This is a genomic window from Brevibacillus aydinogluensis (assembly GCF_961514395.1).
Taxonomy (GTDB): Bacteria; Bacillota; Bacilli; order Brevibacillales; family Brevibacillaceae; genus Brevibacillus; species Brevibacillus aydinogluensis.
This window is the reverse complement of sequence record NZ_OY569118.1, coordinates 2,157,660-2,174,095: the sequence shown is the minus strand read 5'-3', so window position 1 is coordinate 2,174,095 and position 16,436 is coordinate 2,157,660. Positions and strand designations below refer to the sequence as shown.

The following is a 16,436-nucleotide window of genomic DNA, read 5'->3' as shown; positions in this document are numbered from 1 at the left end:
GAATTGACATGGATCTGCAATTGCAGGGAAGAGTGGCCATCGTGCTGGCTTCGACAAAAGGACTGGGAAAAGCGACGGCGCTGTCGCTCGCGGCGGAGGGGGCGAACGTCGCCATCTGCGGCCGTGACGAAGCTGCTTTGGCCGCCACTCGGGCGGAAATCATCGACAAGACAGGGAAAGAACCGCTGGCGATGCTGGTGGATGTGACCAAAGCCGAAGACATCCAGAAGCTGGTGGATGAGACGGCCGCCCGCTTCGGCCGTGTGGACATTTTGATCAACAACGCAGGCGGTCCGGCAGCGGGCACCTTTGATCAGCTGACCGACGAGCAGTGGATCGCCGCTTTTGAATTGAACCTGCTTAGCTTCGTGCGGGCGATTCGCGCGGTGCTGCCGCACATGCGCAAGCAGCAGTTCGGCCGCATCGTCAATTTTGCTTCCTCGTCGTTCAAACAGCCGCTGGAAAACCTGATTCTGTCCAACACCTTCCGCACCGGGATTGTCGGGCTGGCGAAAAGCCTGGCCGTGGAGCTCGGCCCGGACGGGATTCTCATCAACACGGTCGGCCCCGGACGCATTGCGACGGATCGAGTCGCTTCGCTGGACAAGTTGCGGGCGGAGCAGCTCCAGGTAGACGTTGGCGAGGTGAAACGACTGGCGGAGGCTGCGATTCCGCTGGGACGTTACGGCCAACCGGATGAGTTCGCCCGTGTCGTCACCTTCCTGGCCTCCCCTGCCAACAGCTACGTGACAGGACAGGCGTTACTTGTCGACGGCGGCCTGGTCAAGGCAATCTGACCATCGCTGTGCTATAATGGATGGAAAATGCAGGTGAAGGGGAGCAGGCATGAGCAAGGAAAGTTCGTTTGACATCGTATCCAAAGTGGATCTGGCTGAGGTGACCAACGCCATCCACACGGCTGTCAAGGAAATTGAAAACCGCTTTGACTTCAAAGGCAGCAAGAGCAGCATCACGTTGGAGAAAGAGGAGATCGTGCTGGTCTCCGACGATGAATTTAAGCTGGGCCAGGTCAAAGACATCCTCATCGGCAAACTGGTCAAACGGAATGTGCCGGTCAAAAATCTGGACTACGGCAAAGTGGAGCCTGCCGCAGGCGGGACCGTCCGCCAGCGGGTGAAGCTCGTGCAGGGCATCGACAAGGACAATGCGAAAAAAATCACCGGCATCATCAAGGAGACCGGCTTGAAAGTGAAATCGCAGATCCAGGACGATCAGATTCGGGTGTCTGGCAAAAGCAAGGACGATCTGCAGGCGGTGATCGCCGCCATCCGCAAGGCCGACCTGCCGATTGAGGTGCAATTTATCAACTACCGATAAAAGTTTTGCTTCTATTTTTCTCTCTTCGCGTATGCATGTACCAATAGGTGACAAGCATACGCGAAAGGGAGAGTAAGCGATGAAGGTCTTTATCATCAGTCTGCGCAATCTGATCCTGGGCGGCATCGTCTTTCTGATTGTGCTGGTGGCGGGCATCATCCTGCTGGTCAAAGACCCGCTGCACGCATCCGACCCCTACAGCCCGGGAGATCAGAGCGTCCCCGCATCCGCACTGACCGCTGATCCGCCGGCCGGTGCCGCGAAGCCGTCCCTCAACCTGGACGTCAAGGTGGAGGGAGACACAGCTGAAGTCAAACTGCTCACCCAGAACTTTCAATTTGTCGAGGATTCGGGTGATGCCAGCCAGGCTGTGTTCGGTCAAGGGCACGCACACCTGTACCTGAACGGCGAACCAAAGGGGATGATCTACCAGCCGGAGTTTTTGCTGAAAAAGCTGCCAAAAGGGGAGCACGAGCTGCGGGTTGAGCTGAATTACAGCAATCACCTGCCGTACAAGGTGGAAGCGGTGAAGCGAATCGTGGTGCAGTGAGGAAAAAGCGTTCCGACAAAGGGACGCTTTTTCTTTCTGGATGTCATGGGATCGGCTTTCCCTCAGGAGAACGGTTGAGAAAAGGCGTATGACAGGAAGGAATATTCCGCCGAAAAATCGAATTGATTACAAGAGACAGAATAGTCAGACATATAAAACGAAAAGGGGTGTTTTCCATGTTGCGTTCCATTACGATCGGTGACCTGCTGGACGAAACGGCAAGCCGCATTCCTGACAAAGAGGCCGTGATCTATAAGGAGCGGAGCCTGCGCTACACCTTTTCACAGTTCCGGGACGTGTGCGACCAGGTCGCCCGGGGGTTTCTCTCGCTGGGTATCCAAAAGGGGGAACACATCGCCATCTGGGCCACCAACGTGCCGGAGTGGGTGATCAGCCAGTTTGCCACGGCAAAGATCGGAGGCGTGCTGGTCACCGTCAACACCAGTTATCGCGTTCACGAGCTGGAATACCTGCTGCGCCAGTCGGAATCCACCACGCTGCTGTTGATCGACTCGTTCCGGGGCGTCAGCTACCTGGAGATGATCCGGGAAATCTGCCCCGAACTGGACGAGTGCGAACCGGGGCAATTGCGGTCGGCACGCCTGCCGCATCTGAAAAACGTCATCTACATCGGGGAGGAGCGGCAGCCCGGCATGTTTTTGTGGCGCGATCTGCTGGAACGCGGCGCAGCCGTGCCTGACGAAGAGCGGGCGGCTCGTCAGCGGGAACTGCACCCGGACGACGTCATCAACATGCAGTACACATCGGGAACGACCGGGTTTCCAAAAGGGGTCATGCTGTCCCACAACAACATCGTCAACAATGCCATCAAGGTGGCTGAGTGCCAGCGGCTGGGGATGGAGGACCGGGTGTGCATTCCGGTGCCATTCTTCCACTGCTTCGGCTGTGTGATGGGCACGCTTGCCTGCGTGGCGACCGGAGCCACGATGGTTCCGGTGATTACCTTTGATCCGGGGATGGTCTTGTCCGTCGTGGAGGAGGAGCGCTGTACCGCCTTGTACGGCGTGCCGACGATGTTTATCGCCGAATTGAACCACCCGTCGTTTGCAGAGCGGGATCTTCGTTCACTGCGCACCGGGATCATGGCCGGCTCACCGTGTCCGATTGAGGTGATGAAAAGCGTCGTGGAGAAAATGGGCATCCGCGAGATCACGATTGCGTACGGACAGACGGAATCCTCACCGGTCATCACCCAGACGCGGCCGGATGACTCCATTGAGCGGCGGGTCTCCACCGTGGGCAAGCCCCATGACGACGTGGAGGTGAAGGTGATCGATCCCGTCACCGGAGAGACGGTGCCTCCCGGTGTGCAGGGAGAACTGTGCACGCGCGGCTATCTTGTGATGAAGGGGTACTACAATATGCCGGAGCAGACAGCCAAAGTCATCGATGAAGAAGGCTGGCTGCACACCGGGGATTTGGCGACGATGGACGAAGATGGCTACTTCCGCATCACCGGCCGGCTGAAAGACATGATTATTCGCGGCGGAGAAAACATCTACCCGCGTGAAATCGAGGAATTCCTCTACACCCATCCCAAAGTGCTGGATGTCCAGGTAGTCGGAGTGCCGGACCCGAAATACGGCGAACAAGTGCTGGCCTGCATCAAGGTGAAACCAGGGGAGACGCTGACAGAGGAAGAGGTGCGAACATACTGCGAGGGCAAGATTGCCCGGTATAAAATTCCGCACTACATCCAGTTCGTCAGCGAATACCCGATGACTGCCTCCGGCAAAATCCAGAAGTTCAAGCTGCGGGAGCAGGCGATTCGTGCGTTCGGCCTGGAGGCTGCGGACAGCATCGAAACCGCGTGACAGATGGACTGCGAAGAGTTGAAAAACAACATGCAGTGTGACAATGGATCACGAGCAGCGTGGAAAGCGAACAGTGATTAACGCCGGGGCATGCCCCGGCGTTGGTTTGTCGATACGAGTTTGAAGCGGACGTTGTCAGCGTTGGGCAGCTCTTGGGAACAGCTCGATAAGGGCCATCTTTACTTTCCGGCCGCTGTGCACTATGATGGGTGGGAAAAGCTGGAGGTATGGTCACATGAAAAAGCGAAGGCACGGAGTGCTCCATGCCTTCGCCGGTTTGCGTGGATTTACGCAAACGTTTCCCGCTTCGCCTCGTAGGCGGCGATTTTATCTTCGTATTGCAGGGTGATGCCGATGTCGTCCAACCCGTTGAGCAGGCAGTACCGGCGATACTCGTCCACCTCGAACGAATAGGAGAGGCCGGCGCCGTCCGTAATCAACTGCTCCTTAAGATCGATCGTCAGCTGGTAGTTGTCGCGGGTTGTGGCACGGCTGAACAACTCCTGCACCTGGTCTTCGCTCAGCTTGATCGGCAGGATGCCGTTTTTAAAGCAGTTGTTGTAAAAAATGTCGGCAAACGACGGCGCGATGATGGCGCGGAAGCCGTAGTCCAGCAGCGCCCAAGGAGCGTGCTCGCGGGAGGAGCCGCAGCCGAAGTTGTTGCGGGCCAAGAGGACGGTGGCACCGGCGTATTTGGGCTGGTTCAGCACGAACGATTCGATCGGGCTGCCGTCGGCGTTGAAACGCCATTCGTAAAAGAGAAACTGGCCGAATCCGGTGCGCTCGATGCGTTTGAGAAACTGCTTGGGAATGATGGCGTCGGTGTCCACGTTGACGCGGTCCAACGGCGCTGCAATTCCGGTGTGTACGACAAACGGTTTCATTATTGCAGGACCTCCTTGTTCACGCCTTCACGTTTCCATTCGCGCACGTCCACGAAGTGGCCGGCGATGGCTGCGGCTGCCGCCATATCCGGGCTGACCAGATGGGTGCGTCCGCCGCGTCCCTGGCGTCCTTCAAAGTTGCGATTGGAAGTGGAGGCGCAGCGTTCGCCTTCCTGAAGCACGTCCGGGTTCATCGCCAGACACATGGAGCAGCCGGAGTCGCGCCATTCGAAGCCGGCCTCCTGGAAGATCAGGTGCAGGCCTTCACGTTCCGCCTGCTGCTTTACAGCTTGCGAACCGGGAACCACCATTGCGTGCACGTGCGGGGCGACGCGGCGTCCCTTTGCCACTTCGGCAGCACGGCGCAGGTCTTCAATCCGGCCGTTGGTACAGGAGCCGATAAAGACGCGGTCAATCTTGATCGCGGTCATCGGGGTGCCCGGTGTGAGACCCATGTAGGCGAGGGCGTCCTTGGCCGCTTTGCGCTGCGCTTCCGTCGGGAACGAATCGGGATCAGGAACGGTGCCGGTAATGTCGGTGCCCATGCCCGGGCTGGTTCCCCAGGTGACTTGCGGCGCAATTTCGCTGGCGTCAATTTCCACGCGGTGATCGTACGTGGCGCCCGGGTCGGTGCGGAGCTGTTTCCAGCGCTCGACGGCACGCAGGAAATCTTCCCCTTGCGGCGCGTAGCGTCTGCCCTTGAGGTAGGCGAACGTGGTCTCGTCCGGTGCGATCAGGCCGGCCCGCGCTCCCGCCTCGATCGACATGTTGCAGACAGTCATGCGTTCTTCCATCGTCAGTTTGCGGATAGCCTCACCGGTGTACTCAATCACGTAACCGGTAGCAAAGTCTGTCCCGAATTTTGCAATGATCGCCAAAATTAAGTCTTTGGCAGTGACGCCAAAGCCCAGCTCGCCTTTCACGTGCACTTCCAGCGTCTTCGGTTTGGCTTGCTGGAGGCATTGGGTAGCCAGCACGTGCTCCACTTCGCTCGTGCCGATCCCGAAGGCGAGAGCGCCAAATGCGCCGTGCGTGGAGGTGTGGCTGTCACCGCAGACGATCGTTTTGCCGGGGAGAGTCAATCCCAGCTCCGGTCCGATTACGTGCACAATCCCTTGATCGGGGCTGTTCAGGTCGGCCAGCGTAATGCCGAATTCCTCGCAGTTCTTCGTCAGTGTCTCCATTTGCTGACGGGAAATCGGGTCTTTGACATTGAATCGATCAGCCGTCGGCACGTTGTGGTCCATCGTCGCAAACGTCAGGTCGGGACGGCGGACGCGGCGCCCGGCCAGGCGGAGTCCTTCAAACGCCTGGGGCGAGGTGACCTCGTGGACCAGGTGCAGGTCGATGTACAGCAGGCTGGGTTTGCCAGGCTCTTCGTGAATCACGTGGGCATCCCAGATCTTTTCAAACATCGTGCGGGGTTTCATGTGTCGTCCTCCTTCGTGCAAAACTCTTATCACGGTTGTATCATGGCATTAGGAATAGTTCAAAGATATAATTATTATGAGATGGATAGCTTTTGCCTATCGGGAGGTCTTCATGGAATTACGACAGATTCGTTATGTGCTGGCAGTGGCGGAAGAGCGCAGCTTTTCCCGGGCGGCGAGCCGGCTCCATCTGGCCCAGCCGTCGCTCAGCCAGCAGATTGCCAAATTGGAAAAACTGCTCGGGGTAACCCTGTTTCATCGACTGCCGCAGCACGTGGAGCTGACAGACGCGGGGCAGCGCTTCGTTCAGGTGGCCCAGTCGCTGATTGATATGGCGGAAGCCCTGGAGCGGGAGATGCGCGCTTACGCGGTCGGCGAGAGCGGTAAACTTCTGGTGGGCAGTCTGCCGATTACGGGCGCGTACGTCCTGCCCCGGGTCATCCCCGCCTTTACCAGGCAGTTTCCGGGCGTCGAACTGCAACTAATAGAAGAGACGTCCAGCAACCTGGAGCAGCTTCTGGTCCGGGGAAAAATCGACGTCAGCCTGTTGACGATGCCGATCGCCGATCCCTCACTGGAGGTAATCCCCGCCATTCACGAGGAGATTTACCTGGCGGTTCCGCCGCAGCACCCGCTGGCGGAGCGGCAGGAAATAGATCTGGCCGAATTGGCCGGACAGCCGTTTATCCTGCTAAAAGAAGGGCAGGGCTTCCGCACGATCTCGCTGCGCCTGTGCGAACAGGCCGGATTCCGTCCGCGAATCGTCTTTGAGAGCAGCAACATCCAGACGGTGCAGTCGCTGGTGGCGGCGGGGATGGGCTTTTCGTTTGCCCCCAAGATGATTTCCCTGGCACCGGGCACGACGGCACCGCCCGTCTACGTGAGCCTGACCGGACGGCCGTATCGCACGCTGGTCGTCGCTTACCGCAAAGACCGGCCGCTCTCCCGTCCGGCAGAGTTGTTTGTCCGTTCCCTGGTGGAGCAGGGGAGCGCGATGTAGCCAAGTGCAACCCTTCGGGGACAAACATCTGCGGCTGTGATACACTAAATCCACACGAAATCCGAGAAAGGATGATTGGAAATGAAGGAAATCAAGACCGAAGCAGAATTTGAACAAGCCATCGCCTCGGAAAAACCCGTGGTCGTCAAGTTTTACACGGACTGGTGCCCGGACTGCCACCGGATCGATCCGTTCATGCCGGAAGTTGAGGAAGCCTACAAGGACAAGTTGGACATGGTCGCTGTCAACCGCGACACCCTGCCGGAACTGTCGCAAAAGCTGGACGTCTTCGGCATCCCCAGCTTTATCGCCTTTGCCAACGGCAAGGAATTGGTCCGCTTTGTCAGCAAGCTGGGCAAAAGCCGGGAGGAAATCGAACACTTCCTGAACCGCGCAGTAGAAGTGTACGAGGGCTTGAAGCAGGCCTAACCGGATGGAATACCAACCAGGAGTTGCGACGGCATGATACACATGAAAAAAGACGGGGAGTGGCTGGTCGGCCATCTCGTGGAGGACGCCGCGTCCGTAGGGGCGCTGCTCCGGGAGCAGTGGAGACTGCCGCGCAAGCAGGTGCATCTGCTCTTTCAGCACAAGGAGGTCTTGCTGGACGGCACCCCGGCTGCCCAGCTTGCGGAGGCGAAAGCCGGACAGGAGATTCGGCTCCGCCTCTGCCGACCGGAACCGCTGGGGCTCGCACCGGTTGATGAACCGGCAGACATCTTGTACGAAGACGACCATTTGCTGGTCGCAAACAAACCCCCCGGGCTGCTGCTCCATCCCACGGAGCCGCGTCACACCAGGACGCTCGATCATCTGATCGCCGGCCATTTCGCGCGGACGGGGGTGGCAGCCAAGGTGCGTCACGTCCACCGGCTGGACCAGGACACCTCCGGGGTCGTTCTCTACGCAAAACACGCCCTGGCATCGGCCCTCCTGGACGAACGGTTGCGAGAGCGGAATATTTCGCGCACCTACATCGCGTTCGTGCACGGAATGGTCAAGCAGGACAGCGGCACCATCAGCCAACCGATCGGCAAGGACCGCCATCATCCCAATCGGCGCCGGGTGTCATCCAATGGCGATCCGGCGGTTACGCACTACCGCGTGGTGGAGCGGTATGCGCAAGCGTCCAAGCTGGAGTGCCGGCTGGAGACGGGCCGCACCCATCAGATTCGCGTCCACCTCAGCCATTTGGGCCATCCCCTGCTTGGTGATACCCTGTACGGCGGAAAGGGCGGCATGATCAGCCGCCAGGCCCTGCACGCCGCCGTCCTGCGCTTTTCCCACCCGTTTGGCGAACGGCCGATGGAGGTGCGATCGCCGCTGCCGGACGATTTGCTCCGTTTGGAACAGACCTTGCGTCAAGCGCCAATGCGCCGCTAGGTGAATACACTGCCAGGGAAGGGATCGAAAGAGGGTGGTGTGATGAGACGACCCGTGATCGGCATCCTGACCTGGCGGGAGGGAAAACGATTTGCCGAGCCGGCCTACTTTCGCCGGCTGATCCGGGCAGGCCGGGCGCTGGGCGGTACGGTTTTTTTGTTTGCGCCGCAGGACGTGTCGCCGTCCGGCAGGCAGGTGCGCGGTTTTGTCCCGGATGGGCGAAGCTGGAAGGCCCGCGTGTTTCCCCGTCCCGACGTGGTGATCGACCGCTACCGCTACAAGCCGACGGCGGCGTTTCGGCAGTACGTCACGTTTCGCCGGACAAATGGCTTTCGGTACGCCAACAGCCGGCTGGCCAACAAGTGGAAAGTGCACGAGGTCCTGCGGCGGGATGAGCGGATGCACCGCTGGCTGCCCGAGGCGATGCTGTACAACCACAAGCATCTGCGCAGCATGCTGGCGCGTCATCGGCTGCTCTACCTGAAGCCGCTGAACGGCACCGGCGGCAGGGGAATTGTCCGGCTGGAGAAGACGGCGGAAGGGTACCGCCTTCTGGCGCGCAACAAGGATCGGGCGAAAGTGTCTGCACTGATCAGACGCATTCCGGCCCTGCTGCGCTGGATCGACCGGTGGAAAACCGAGAAGATGATTATTCAGCAAGGGCTTCGTCTCGATCTGGTGCCGAAACGGTCAGTGGACATGCGCCTGCTGATCCAAAAAGACGGCAACGGCCGCTGGAGCATCACCGGCGCGGGCATGCGCGTCGGCGGGGAGAAGAGCGCCACAGCCAACTTGCACGGCGGCGGCAAAGCCGTACCCGTCGAGACGTTATTGCGCTCACGGTTTGGCGAACAGCGGGCGCAGGAGATCATCACGGATTGCGAGCAGTTGGCCTACCAGACGGCAGAGACGATAGAACAGCACTTCGGCCGGATGATCGAACTGGGATTGGACATCGGCATCGACGTTGACGGCCGTGCCTGGCTGATCGAGGTAAATCCCAAGCCAGGGCGTGAAATCTTCCGCGAACTGGGTATGCCTCAGGTGTACCGAGAAGCGATCCGCAAACCGATTCAATACGCCCTGTACCTCATCCGGCAGCACCCCGGAGACGAGCGGCAGTCGTCACAAGCGGCGCTGTGACAGCGGGGCTTTACAAACAGTCACATCTTGTACGAAGAAAAAAGGGGCTTCCCGAACAGGTTCGGGACAGCCCCTTATTCATGCAAACAATCTCCGGCAGGGTTGCTATTGCGTCTTGAACACAGGTGCGATTTTATCGATGCGGTTGGTCCAGATGCCGCCGGTGTAGTTGGCAGGCAAACGTGTCAGGTCTTCCACCGTATCAAAACCTTCGGAGAAATCTCCGCCGCCCGCTACCAAAATGGTTCGGGTGTTGCGGGCATCCATCCGATTGAGGAACTTATCAGGCCAGCCCCACAGCCAGGGGGCGATCTTTTCCGGAATGTGCAGCTGCGTATTGGCGCACGCCTCCGGGACATACCCGGTCCATCCCACGGCGATATACGGGAGTAAACAGCTCTTCATCGTCGCGACGGACATGACGCGCACCTGTGGAAGCTCTTCGCGCAGCGCTTCGATCGGCTGATCTCCACCATATACCGCTAGCTTTTTCAGGCGCGTTTCCGGCAGTGCGGACAAGTACCGGGCCAGTTGTTTGCCTTCTTCCGGGTCGTTGCTTTTCACGTGAATCAAAAAGGACTGCTCGGGAAAATGAGCGAGCACTTCATCGAGTGAAGGCATCATGCCCACGCCTTTACCGCGAAACGGATACGTTTTCCCGTTGTCATACGTATAGCCGTAGCCGATGTCCAGCTTTTTCAATTCATCCAGGGTGTGTTCTCGGGTAACTCCTTTTCCATTGGTTCTGCAATCCAGCGTCCAATCGTGGAAGACGGCGAATTGTCCGTCCGTTGTCGGATGGATATCAAACTCGATGATATCGGCTCCCGCCTTGACGGCAGCTTCCATGGACGGAATCGTGTTCTCCAGGTAAGGATGCTCCGGCTTGAAGATGCGCGCGGCTGTACAGGTGTCATTGGTGATGCCTTCCATGCTGAACGTCTGCGCCAATCCCCGATGAGCCAACAGCAGGGGGGAGCCTGTCCGCTTCTCGGCCAGCAGCGATGTATTGTTTACATACATGAAGGCAACGAGCGCGATGCAAACCAATACAAACTTGTTCTTGAAAAACGCACGAAATCTGTTCATGTTACTCTCCTTGTCCATCATGCTGTTCGTACAGTACACCATGATACCATGGATGGGCGGGTTGTGCACAAACAGCAGCCGGGAAGGAGCAGTTTTCACACGATCGTCCATAACGGAACGTGCCGTGCCATTTGACCGGACCATTTACAACCATTCATAATAGGAATAGCTTCTGGCAGTATGCAACTGGAACCTGAGGCATGGTTAGGTACGGCCCCGTTTGGGTCAGAATGGGTATAAAAGGAGTGATGGATGTGGATTCGCTGCTCAACCTCGTCAAAGATTATTGGCCCATCGTCATATGTTTGATTGTGGTGGTCGCCGCCTTTCAATGGATCATGCGGAGCCTGTTTCGGCTGTTCGCCGTGATGGCAGTGATCGGCGTCATTCTCGTGCTGGTCTTTCATTTCAGCCCGGAGCAGGTAATCGATATGGGACGCACAGCCGTGCAGACCACGCAGGATGCGGTGCAGAAGACAGTCGTCCCGATTCTGGAGGCGGAATTGAAGGACGCGGATATTACGTTTCATGACGACGGCAGCTACGAAGTGAAGACTTCCAGCATCCGGATCATTGGGAAAAAAGGCGACTCCAAGGCGACGGTGTATTACAAAGAGAACAAATGGGAAGTGGATATCGGGGTGCTGGGTGACGTGTTCAAAGAACAGCTGAACAAAGCGGAGACGTCCCAGACCACGCTGTAAACGGGGGCGAATGCGCCCGACGTTCCCAGGACAAGCGCCGCCCCATTCCGATAGACCGGCTGCTCGCGCTCGAGCGGATGCGCGAAGCGAGAAACGTGCTGGAATCAGCGCAATCGTCCGGGCGAAGAACATTGAAAAAAACGATAAAACTGGCGTAAGAAAACTCCGGTTTGTTCGTACTTTTAGACGAACACCGGAGTTTTCGGCCTGATTGGCAAAGAGCTGACTGTGGCGGCAACACCTGCCATCCGGTCATGCAGTCTTGTGCGTTGAGCCCGCGTCGTTCACATTCCGTTCATATACGTGTTGTATCCTGTTCACGGCCATAAGAGTGGAAAAGGAGTGAACACGTATGACAGACAGGAAACCGCGAGGCGGTCTGGTGAGGGACCCGGCCGTGCAGGCGGTCCCCCAAGCGTTGTAAGGATCACGGCAAGCGTTTTTTCAAAAGGAGATGGAGAACATGTCGAAGCAACAATCGGGTGGCTGGCGCCCATTTCTCAATCTGATCAGACAGACGAAACCTCCTGCACTGCCGCTGGCCATCGCGCTGTTCCTGAGTGTGGCTTCCACCGTCGTGGGCCTGTTCGTTCCGCTGTTCACGAAAGACCTCGTCAACAGCTTTTCGCTGGCGTCGCTGGACAAGGGGCAGGTGGCCGTGCTGACGGTTGCCTTTCTCGCCCAATCGCTCGCCGGCGGATTGTCGATTTACCTGCTCAACCGGATCGGTCAGGGCGTGGTGGCCGGTCTGCGGGACCGCTTGTGGAAAAAGCTGCTCGTTCTGCCGGTTTCCTATTACGACGACCACCAGACCGGCGAGACGATCAGCAGGATGACGAATGACACAGCAGTCATCAAGGGACTGATTACGGACCACTTGACCAACTTTTTTACCGGTGCGATCTCCATCGTCGGCTCGGTAACGATCCTGCTTTTTCTGGACTGGAAAATGACACTGCTGATGCTGACTGCCGTTCCGCTGACGATTCTGGTCCTGAAGCCGCTGGGAAGGACGATGCACAAAATTTCCCGCGGGATGCAGGATGAGACCGCAGCATTTTCCGCGACCTTGAACCAGGTGTTGTCGGAGATTCGACTGGTGAAGGCATCAAACGCGGAAGCGATCGAGTACCAAAACGGCAAACGGGGCATTACCAATCTGCTTTCCCTCGGCATCAAAGAGGGGACGGTGCACGCACTGATCTCCCCGTTTATTTCCCTCGTCATGATGACGCTGCTGGTGCTCATTCTCGGGTACGGCGGCATGCGGGTGTCGTCCGGAGCGCTCACGGCAGGCGATCTGGTCGCGTTTATCCTGTATCTCTTTCAAATCGTCATCCCGATGAGCCAATTGTCCATGTTTGTAACCAATCTGCAAAAGACGAGGGGAGCAACCGAGCGAATCATTACCACGCTGGAAGCGGCAGAAGAAGACCTGACGGCCGGACGTGAGGTCACCGACCCGCATCAGCCGATCACCCTGGAGCATGTGAGCTTTGCCTACAAGGCGGGCGAACCGGTACTGGACGACGTCAGCTTCACGATTGAGCCGGGGCGCGTCACGGCGATCGTGGGGCCCAGCGGCAGCGGGAAAACGACGCTGTTCTCGCTGATAGAACGTTACTACCGGCCGACGGGGGGGACGATCAGGCTGGGCCAGGACCCGATCGACGCGTTTTCTCTCCATTCGTGGCGGAGCCAGATCGGATACGTCTCCCAGGAGAGCCCGATCATTGCCGGAACCATCCGGGAGAACATCTGTTACGGTATGGAATATGAGGTCAGCGAGGAAGAACTACGTCGCGCCGCACGCATGGCTTACGCTGATCACTTTATCGAGGAGATGCCGGACCAGTACGACACCCAGGTGGGAGAAAGAGGTGTCAAATTGTCCGGCGGCCAGCGTCAGCGCATCGCCATCGCCCGGGCGCTGCTGCGCAATCCGCGCATCCTCATGCTGGATGAAGCTACATCCAGCCTGGACAGCAAATCGGAGATCGAGGTGCAAAAAGCGCTGCAAAATCTGATGAAGGGGCGGACGACGCTGGTGATTGCCCACCGCCTGTCCACCGTCATGGACGCGGATCACATCATCTTTCTGGAAAAAGGCAGGATCACCGGCCGGGGAACGCATGAGGAACTGTTCACCACTCATGCGATGTATCGCGAATTTGCCAGCCAACAGCTGCGGATCGATCAGCAGACCGCGGCGCAAATCCAGGCGGGGAAGGGATGAGGAGCATGGCCACCATACTGGTTGTAGATGACGATCCCCATATTCGGGAGCTGGTCGGCGTTTTTCTGCGGGAGGAAGGATTTTCCGTCCTGGAGGCCGCCGATGGCAGGGAAGCGCTTGCGCTCCTGGAAACAACCCGGGCGGATCTGGTGATACTGGACATCATGATGCCCAACATGGACGGGTGGCAGCTGTGCCGTGAACTGCGGGAACTTTACGACACCCCGATGCTCATGCTGACCGCCAAAGGAGAAACGTCGCAGAAAATCAAAGGCTTCCAATTGGGCACGGACGACTACCTGGTCAAGCCATTTGAACCGCTGGAACTGGTCGCCAGGGTAAAAGCGCTGCTGAGACGATACCGGATCGCCGTGTCGCAGCGGGTGCAGATCGGCGAACTGCTGCTTGACCGCAAGACCTACGAAGTGCAGGTGGGGGACAAGCAGCTGACTCTGCCCTTGAAGGAGTTTGAACTGTTATTCAAACTGGCCAGTTACCCAGGAAAGACCTTTTCCCGCGAGGAGTTGATCGAGCAGATCTGGGGATACGATTACGAAGGGGATGAGCGGACGGTCGACGTGCACATCAAGCGCCTGCGCGAGCGTTTTCCGGAAGAGCGGCACTCGTTTCGGATTCGCACCATCCGCGGGCTTGGTTACCGATTGGAGGTTCGCTCATGAAAGGAAAAAGAATCCTGCGCCACGCAGCGGGCATCGTGTTTGTGGTGGGATTTTTTACTGCCTGCTGGTCGGCCGTCTATTTCCTGATGTCGCAGTACGCCGGCGGGCTGACCAGGCAGATGCCCGATTACGTCAGGCAGCTCATCACCGTGATGCTCGGCTATGTGCTGGCGGGCATTTTGATGGCTTCCATCGGCATCTTGATCCGCTCCAAACAAAGAATGTTGTGGCAGTCACTGTACGATGCCTTGCGTCGAATCGCCAAGGGGGATTTCAACGTCAACCTGCAGGTCAAGGCGGACGAACACCATCCGCTCGGACAGCTTGTCGAGAGCATCAACCATATGGCCGTCGAGCTGAGTCAAATGGAGAAAATGCGTCAGGAGTTCATTTCCAACGTCTCCCACGAGATCCAGTCGCCGCTCACCTCGATCAGCGGGTTTGCCCGGGCGCTGCAAAACGAGCGGCTCAGCCGGGAGGAGCGCCTGCATTATCTCAGCATCATTGAGACGGAATGCCAACGCTTGTCGAAGCTGAGCGACAACCTGCTGAAGCTCACGTCACTGGAGTCGGACCATCATCCGTTTGAGCCGAAGCGCTACCGCCTGGACCGGCAATTGCGGCAAGTGATCCTCGCCTGCGAACCGCAGTGGGCGGACAAAGCGATCGACATGGACGTGTCCCTGGAGGAAGTGTACGTCGTCGCCGATGAAGAACTGATGAGTCAGGTGTGGGTCAATCTGCTGCACAACAGCGTGAAATTTACCCCGCACGGCGGGAGCATCTCCGTCCGTTTGGAGCAGGACGGGCAGCATGTGATCGTGTGCGTTGCCGACACCGGCATCGGCATCGCGGAGGAGGATCTGCCGCATTTGTTCGAACGCTTTTTTAAGGCGGACAAATCGCGCAATCGCTCCAGCGGCGGCAGCGGGCTCGGTCTGTCCATCGTGAAGAAAATAGTCGACATGCATCACGGTACCATCAGCGTGACGAGCAAACCGGGGGAAGGGGCGGCCTTTACCGTTACGCTGCCCTTGAACAATAGCGAACCTTTACTTGTCAGGATGGGGGAGGAACGGCTGTGCAGCCAGATGCTCTCATAGGCAAAAAAACAAGCTGATCTCATTCACGAGATCAGCTTGTTTGCCTGTTTACGCCTGAGAGCCGGCTGCTTGCAGCTTGGCGTTTTCCTCTTCCACGTAGCGGTTGCGCGGATGTTCGCGGCATTCGTCGGAGCAGGAACGCTTGTATTTCACTTCGCATTCCGGGCAGCAGAAGTGCTGCTTGTTGCAGAACGGGTTGGCGCAGTTGACGTAGCGGTCTTCCGGTTTGCCGCAGTAGTAGCAGCGGCCGATGACAACGTCTTCCTCGGTGTGGTTGATCTTCACGGAAATGCGCTCGTCAAAGACGTAGCATTTACCGTCCCACAGGCGCCCTTTCACCTCGGGGTCTTTGCCGTAGGTGACGATGCCGCCGTGCAGTTGGTACACATCCTTGAAGCCTTCCTTCAGCAGGATACCGGTCAGCTTTTCGCAGCGGATGCCGCCGGTGCAGTAGGTGAGCACCTTCTTGTCCTTGAACTGGCTCAGATTCTCGCGGATCCACTTCGGAAACTCGCGGGAAGCGCGGACGTCCGGCTTAATGGCGCCGCGGAAGTGACCCAGTTCGTACTCGTAATCGTTGCGGCCGTCGATGATGACCACATCGTCCTGCTGCATCATTTCATAGAATTCTTTCGGCGTCAGGTACTTACCCGTCAGCTCGGTCGGACTGAAATCGTCTTCCAGACGCCAGGTGACCAACTCTTTTTTCGGGCGAACAAACATTTTCTTGAACGCATGTCCGTCTGCTTCATCTATTTTAAACCAGATGTCCGCAAAACGCGGATCCTTGCGAACGAATTCCATGTACGCGTCGGTCTGTTCGATGGTGCCGGACACCGTGCCGTTCAGGCCCTCCGGTGCGACGATGATACGTCCTTTCAGCCCAATCTCTTTACAGAACTTGAGGTGTTCCGCCGCGTATTCCTCGTAGTCGTCAAGCTGGACGTACTTGTAGTAAAGCAGCACACGATACGGCTTTTGTACTTGCAAGGTACAATTCACCCTTCCTTTATTCTTATCGAATTTTTGACGCAACAGTGATTATATCACATTGCGTTGAT

The 16,436-nt window shown here is 57.8% G+C and carries 16 protein-coding genes; 12 read left to right on the top strand and 4 right to left on the bottom strand.

Annotation, left to right across the window (positions count from 1 at the left end):
- The first annotated feature begins 8 nt into the window (after window positions 1–8).
- The 4 genes from Q7F15_RS10615 to Q7F15_RS10600 all read left to right on the top strand — a co-directional run bounded on the left by Q7F15_RS10615 (window position 9) and on the right by Q7F15_RS10600 (window position 3,723).
- Window positions 9–797 carry an SDR family oxidoreductase gene (locus Q7F15_RS10615; RefSeq protein WP_171564922.1) on the top strand — a complete coding sequence of 263 codons (789 nt, stop codon included), beginning with the start codon at window positions 9–11 and terminating at the stop codon, window positions 795–797.
- 49 nt (window positions 798–846) lie between these two features.
- A complete protein-coding gene (locus tag Q7F15_RS10610) occupies window positions 847–1,338 on the top strand; it encodes a YajQ family cyclic di-GMP-binding protein (RefSeq protein WP_171564921.1) in 492 nt (163 codons plus the stop codon).
- 79 nt (window positions 1,339–1,417) lie between these two features.
- Window positions 1,418–1,888, top strand: a complete 471-nt coding sequence (locus Q7F15_RS10605; RefSeq protein ID WP_171564920.1) for a hypothetical protein — start codon at window positions 1,418–1,420, stop codon at window positions 1,886–1,888.
- Between the two features lie 176 nt (window positions 1,889–2,064).
- Entirely contained in the window at window positions 2,065–3,723 is a 1,659-nt protein-coding gene (locus Q7F15_RS10600) for an AMP-binding protein (RefSeq protein WP_304414337.1), read from the top strand.
- Window positions 3,724–4,010: 287 nt separating this feature from the next.
- Here the strand turns inward: Q7F15_RS10600 and leuD are convergent, their stop codons facing one another.
- Together leuD and leuC are read right to left on the bottom strand one after the other, a co-directional pair.
- Window positions 4,011–4,607 carry a 3-isopropylmalate dehydratase small subunit gene (gene leuD / locus Q7F15_RS10595; protein WP_171564918.1) on the bottom strand — a complete coding sequence of 199 codons (597 nt, stop codon included), beginning with the start codon at window positions 4,605–4,607 and terminating at the stop codon, window positions 4,011–4,013.
- Window positions 4,607–6,037: a 3-isopropylmalate dehydratase large subunit gene (gene leuC, locus Q7F15_RS10590; protein WP_171564917.1), complete on the bottom strand. Its 1,431-nt coding sequence runs from the start codon at window positions 6,035–6,037 to the stop codon at window positions 4,607–4,609. Before leuC ends, leuD begins: the two co-directional genes overlap by 1 nt.
- 112 nt (window positions 6,038–6,149) lie before the next feature.
- Between leuC and Q7F15_RS10585 the strand changes: the two genes are divergently transcribed.
- The 4 genes from Q7F15_RS10585 (at window position 6,150) to Q7F15_RS10570 (ending at window position 9,563) form a co-directional block, all read left to right on the top strand.
- Window positions 6,150–7,037, top strand: a complete 888-nt coding sequence (locus Q7F15_RS10585; RefSeq protein ID WP_171564916.1) for a LysR family transcriptional regulator — start codon at window positions 6,150–6,152, stop codon at window positions 7,035–7,037.
- An 81-nt stretch (window positions 7,038–7,118) separates the two neighbouring features.
- Window positions 7,119–7,466 (top strand): thioredoxin family protein, encoded by a 348-nt coding sequence (locus tag Q7F15_RS10580; RefSeq protein ID WP_171564915.1) that lies wholly within the window; start codon window positions 7,119–7,121, stop codon window positions 7,464–7,466.
- Between the two features lie 33 nt (window positions 7,467–7,499).
- Window positions 7,500–8,420 (top strand): RluA family pseudouridine synthase, encoded by a 921-nt coding sequence (locus Q7F15_RS10575; protein WP_212131992.1) that lies wholly within the window; start codon window positions 7,500–7,502, stop codon window positions 8,418–8,420.
- Between the two features lie 42 nt (window positions 8,421–8,462).
- Complete coding sequence (locus Q7F15_RS10570) at window positions 8,463–9,563, top strand: YheC/YheD family endospore coat-associated protein (protein ID WP_171564913.1); 1,101 nt, start codon at window positions 8,463–8,465, stop codon at window positions 9,561–9,563.
- Between the two features lie 105 nt (window positions 9,564–9,668).
- Here Q7F15_RS10570 and Q7F15_RS10565 read toward each other — a convergent pair whose 3' ends face one another.
- A complete protein-coding gene (locus Q7F15_RS10565; protein ID WP_171564912.1) occupies window positions 9,669–10,652 on the bottom strand; it encodes a glycerophosphodiester phosphodiesterase family protein in 984 nt (327 codons plus the stop codon).
- 254 nt (window positions 10,653–10,906) lie between these two features.
- On the opposite strand from Q7F15_RS10565, the gene Q7F15_RS10560 reads away from it, so the two are divergent.
- From Q7F15_RS10560 to Q7F15_RS10545, 4 genes are all read left to right on the top strand, one after another.
- Window positions 10,907–11,356 (top strand): hypothetical protein, encoded by a 450-nt coding sequence (locus tag Q7F15_RS10560; RefSeq protein WP_171564911.1) that lies wholly within the window; start codon window positions 10,907–10,909, stop codon window positions 11,354–11,356.
- Between the two features lie 463 nt (window positions 11,357–11,819).
- Window positions 11,820–13,592 carry an ABC transporter ATP-binding protein gene (locus tag Q7F15_RS10555; RefSeq protein ID WP_371808870.1) on the top strand — a complete coding sequence of 591 codons (1,773 nt, stop codon included), beginning with the start codon at window positions 11,820–11,822 and terminating at the stop codon, window positions 13,590–13,592.
- A gap of 5 nt (window positions 13,593–13,597) precedes the next feature.
- Entirely contained in the window at window positions 13,598–14,272 is a 675-nt protein-coding gene (locus Q7F15_RS10550; RefSeq protein ID WP_212131990.1) for a response regulator, read from the top strand.
- Entirely contained in the window at window positions 14,269–15,375 is a 1,107-nt protein-coding gene (locus Q7F15_RS10545; RefSeq protein ID WP_304414336.1) for a sensor histidine kinase, read from the top strand. Before Q7F15_RS10550 ends, Q7F15_RS10545 begins: the two co-directional genes overlap by 4 nt.
- A 48-nt stretch (window positions 15,376–15,423) precedes the next feature.
- Here the strand turns inward: Q7F15_RS10545 and trhO are convergent, their stop codons facing one another.
- Window positions 15,424–16,365, bottom strand: a complete 942-nt coding sequence (gene trhO, locus Q7F15_RS10540) for an oxygen-dependent tRNA uridine(34) hydroxylase TrhO (protein ID WP_171564907.1) — start codon at window positions 16,363–16,365, stop codon at window positions 15,424–15,426.
- Between the last annotated feature and the right edge of the window lie 71 nt (window positions 16,366–16,436).

What these genes read in the sequence shown, in the direction of transcription:
- Q7F15_RS10615 (WP_171564922.1), top strand. Translation starts at nt 9, where the DNA reads ATGGATCTGCAATTGCAGGGAAGAGTGGCCATCGTGCTGGCTTCGACA.
- Q7F15_RS10610 (WP_171564921.1), top strand. Translation starts at nt 847, where the DNA reads ATGAGCAAGGAAAGTTCGTTTGACATCGTATCCAAAGTGGATCTGGCT.
- Q7F15_RS10605 (WP_171564920.1), top strand. Translation starts at nt 1,418, where the DNA reads ATGAAGGTCTTTATCATCAGTCTGCGCAATCTGATCCTGGGCGGCATC.
- Q7F15_RS10600 (WP_304414337.1), top strand. Translation starts at nt 2,065, where the DNA reads ATGTTGCGTTCCATTACGATCGGTGACCTGCTGGACGAAACGGCAAGC.
- leuD (WP_171564918.1), bottom strand. Translation starts at nt 4,607, where the DNA reads ATGAAACCGTTTGTCGTACACACCGGAATTGCAGCGCCGTTGGACCGC.
- leuC (WP_171564917.1), bottom strand. Translation starts at nt 6,037, where the DNA reads ATGAAACCCCGCACGATGTTTGAAAAGATCTGGGATGCCCACGTGATT.
- Q7F15_RS10585 (WP_171564916.1), top strand. Translation starts at nt 6,150, where the DNA reads ATGGAATTACGACAGATTCGTTATGTGCTGGCAGTGGCGGAAGAGCGC.
- Q7F15_RS10580 (WP_171564915.1), top strand. Translation starts at nt 7,119, where the DNA reads ATGAAGGAAATCAAGACCGAAGCAGAATTTGAACAAGCCATCGCCTCG.
- Q7F15_RS10575 (WP_212131992.1), top strand. Translation starts at nt 7,500, where the DNA reads ATGATACACATGAAAAAAGACGGGGAGTGGCTGGTCGGCCATCTCGTG.
- Q7F15_RS10570 (WP_171564913.1), top strand. Translation starts at nt 8,463, where the DNA reads ATGAGACGACCCGTGATCGGCATCCTGACCTGGCGGGAGGGAAAACGA.
- Q7F15_RS10565 (WP_171564912.1), bottom strand. Translation starts at nt 10,652, where the DNA reads ATGAACAGATTTCGTGCGTTTTTCAAGAACAAGTTTGTATTGGTTTGC.
- Q7F15_RS10555 (WP_371808870.1), top strand. Translation starts at nt 11,820, where the DNA reads ATGTCGAAGCAACAATCGGGTGGCTGGCGCCCATTTCTCAATCTGATC.
- Q7F15_RS10550 (WP_212131990.1), top strand. Translation starts at nt 13,598, where the DNA reads ATGGCCACCATACTGGTTGTAGATGACGATCCCCATATTCGGGAGCTG.
- Q7F15_RS10545 (WP_304414336.1), top strand. Translation starts at nt 14,269, where the DNA reads ATGAAAGGAAAAAGAATCCTGCGCCACGCAGCGGGCATCGTGTTTGTG.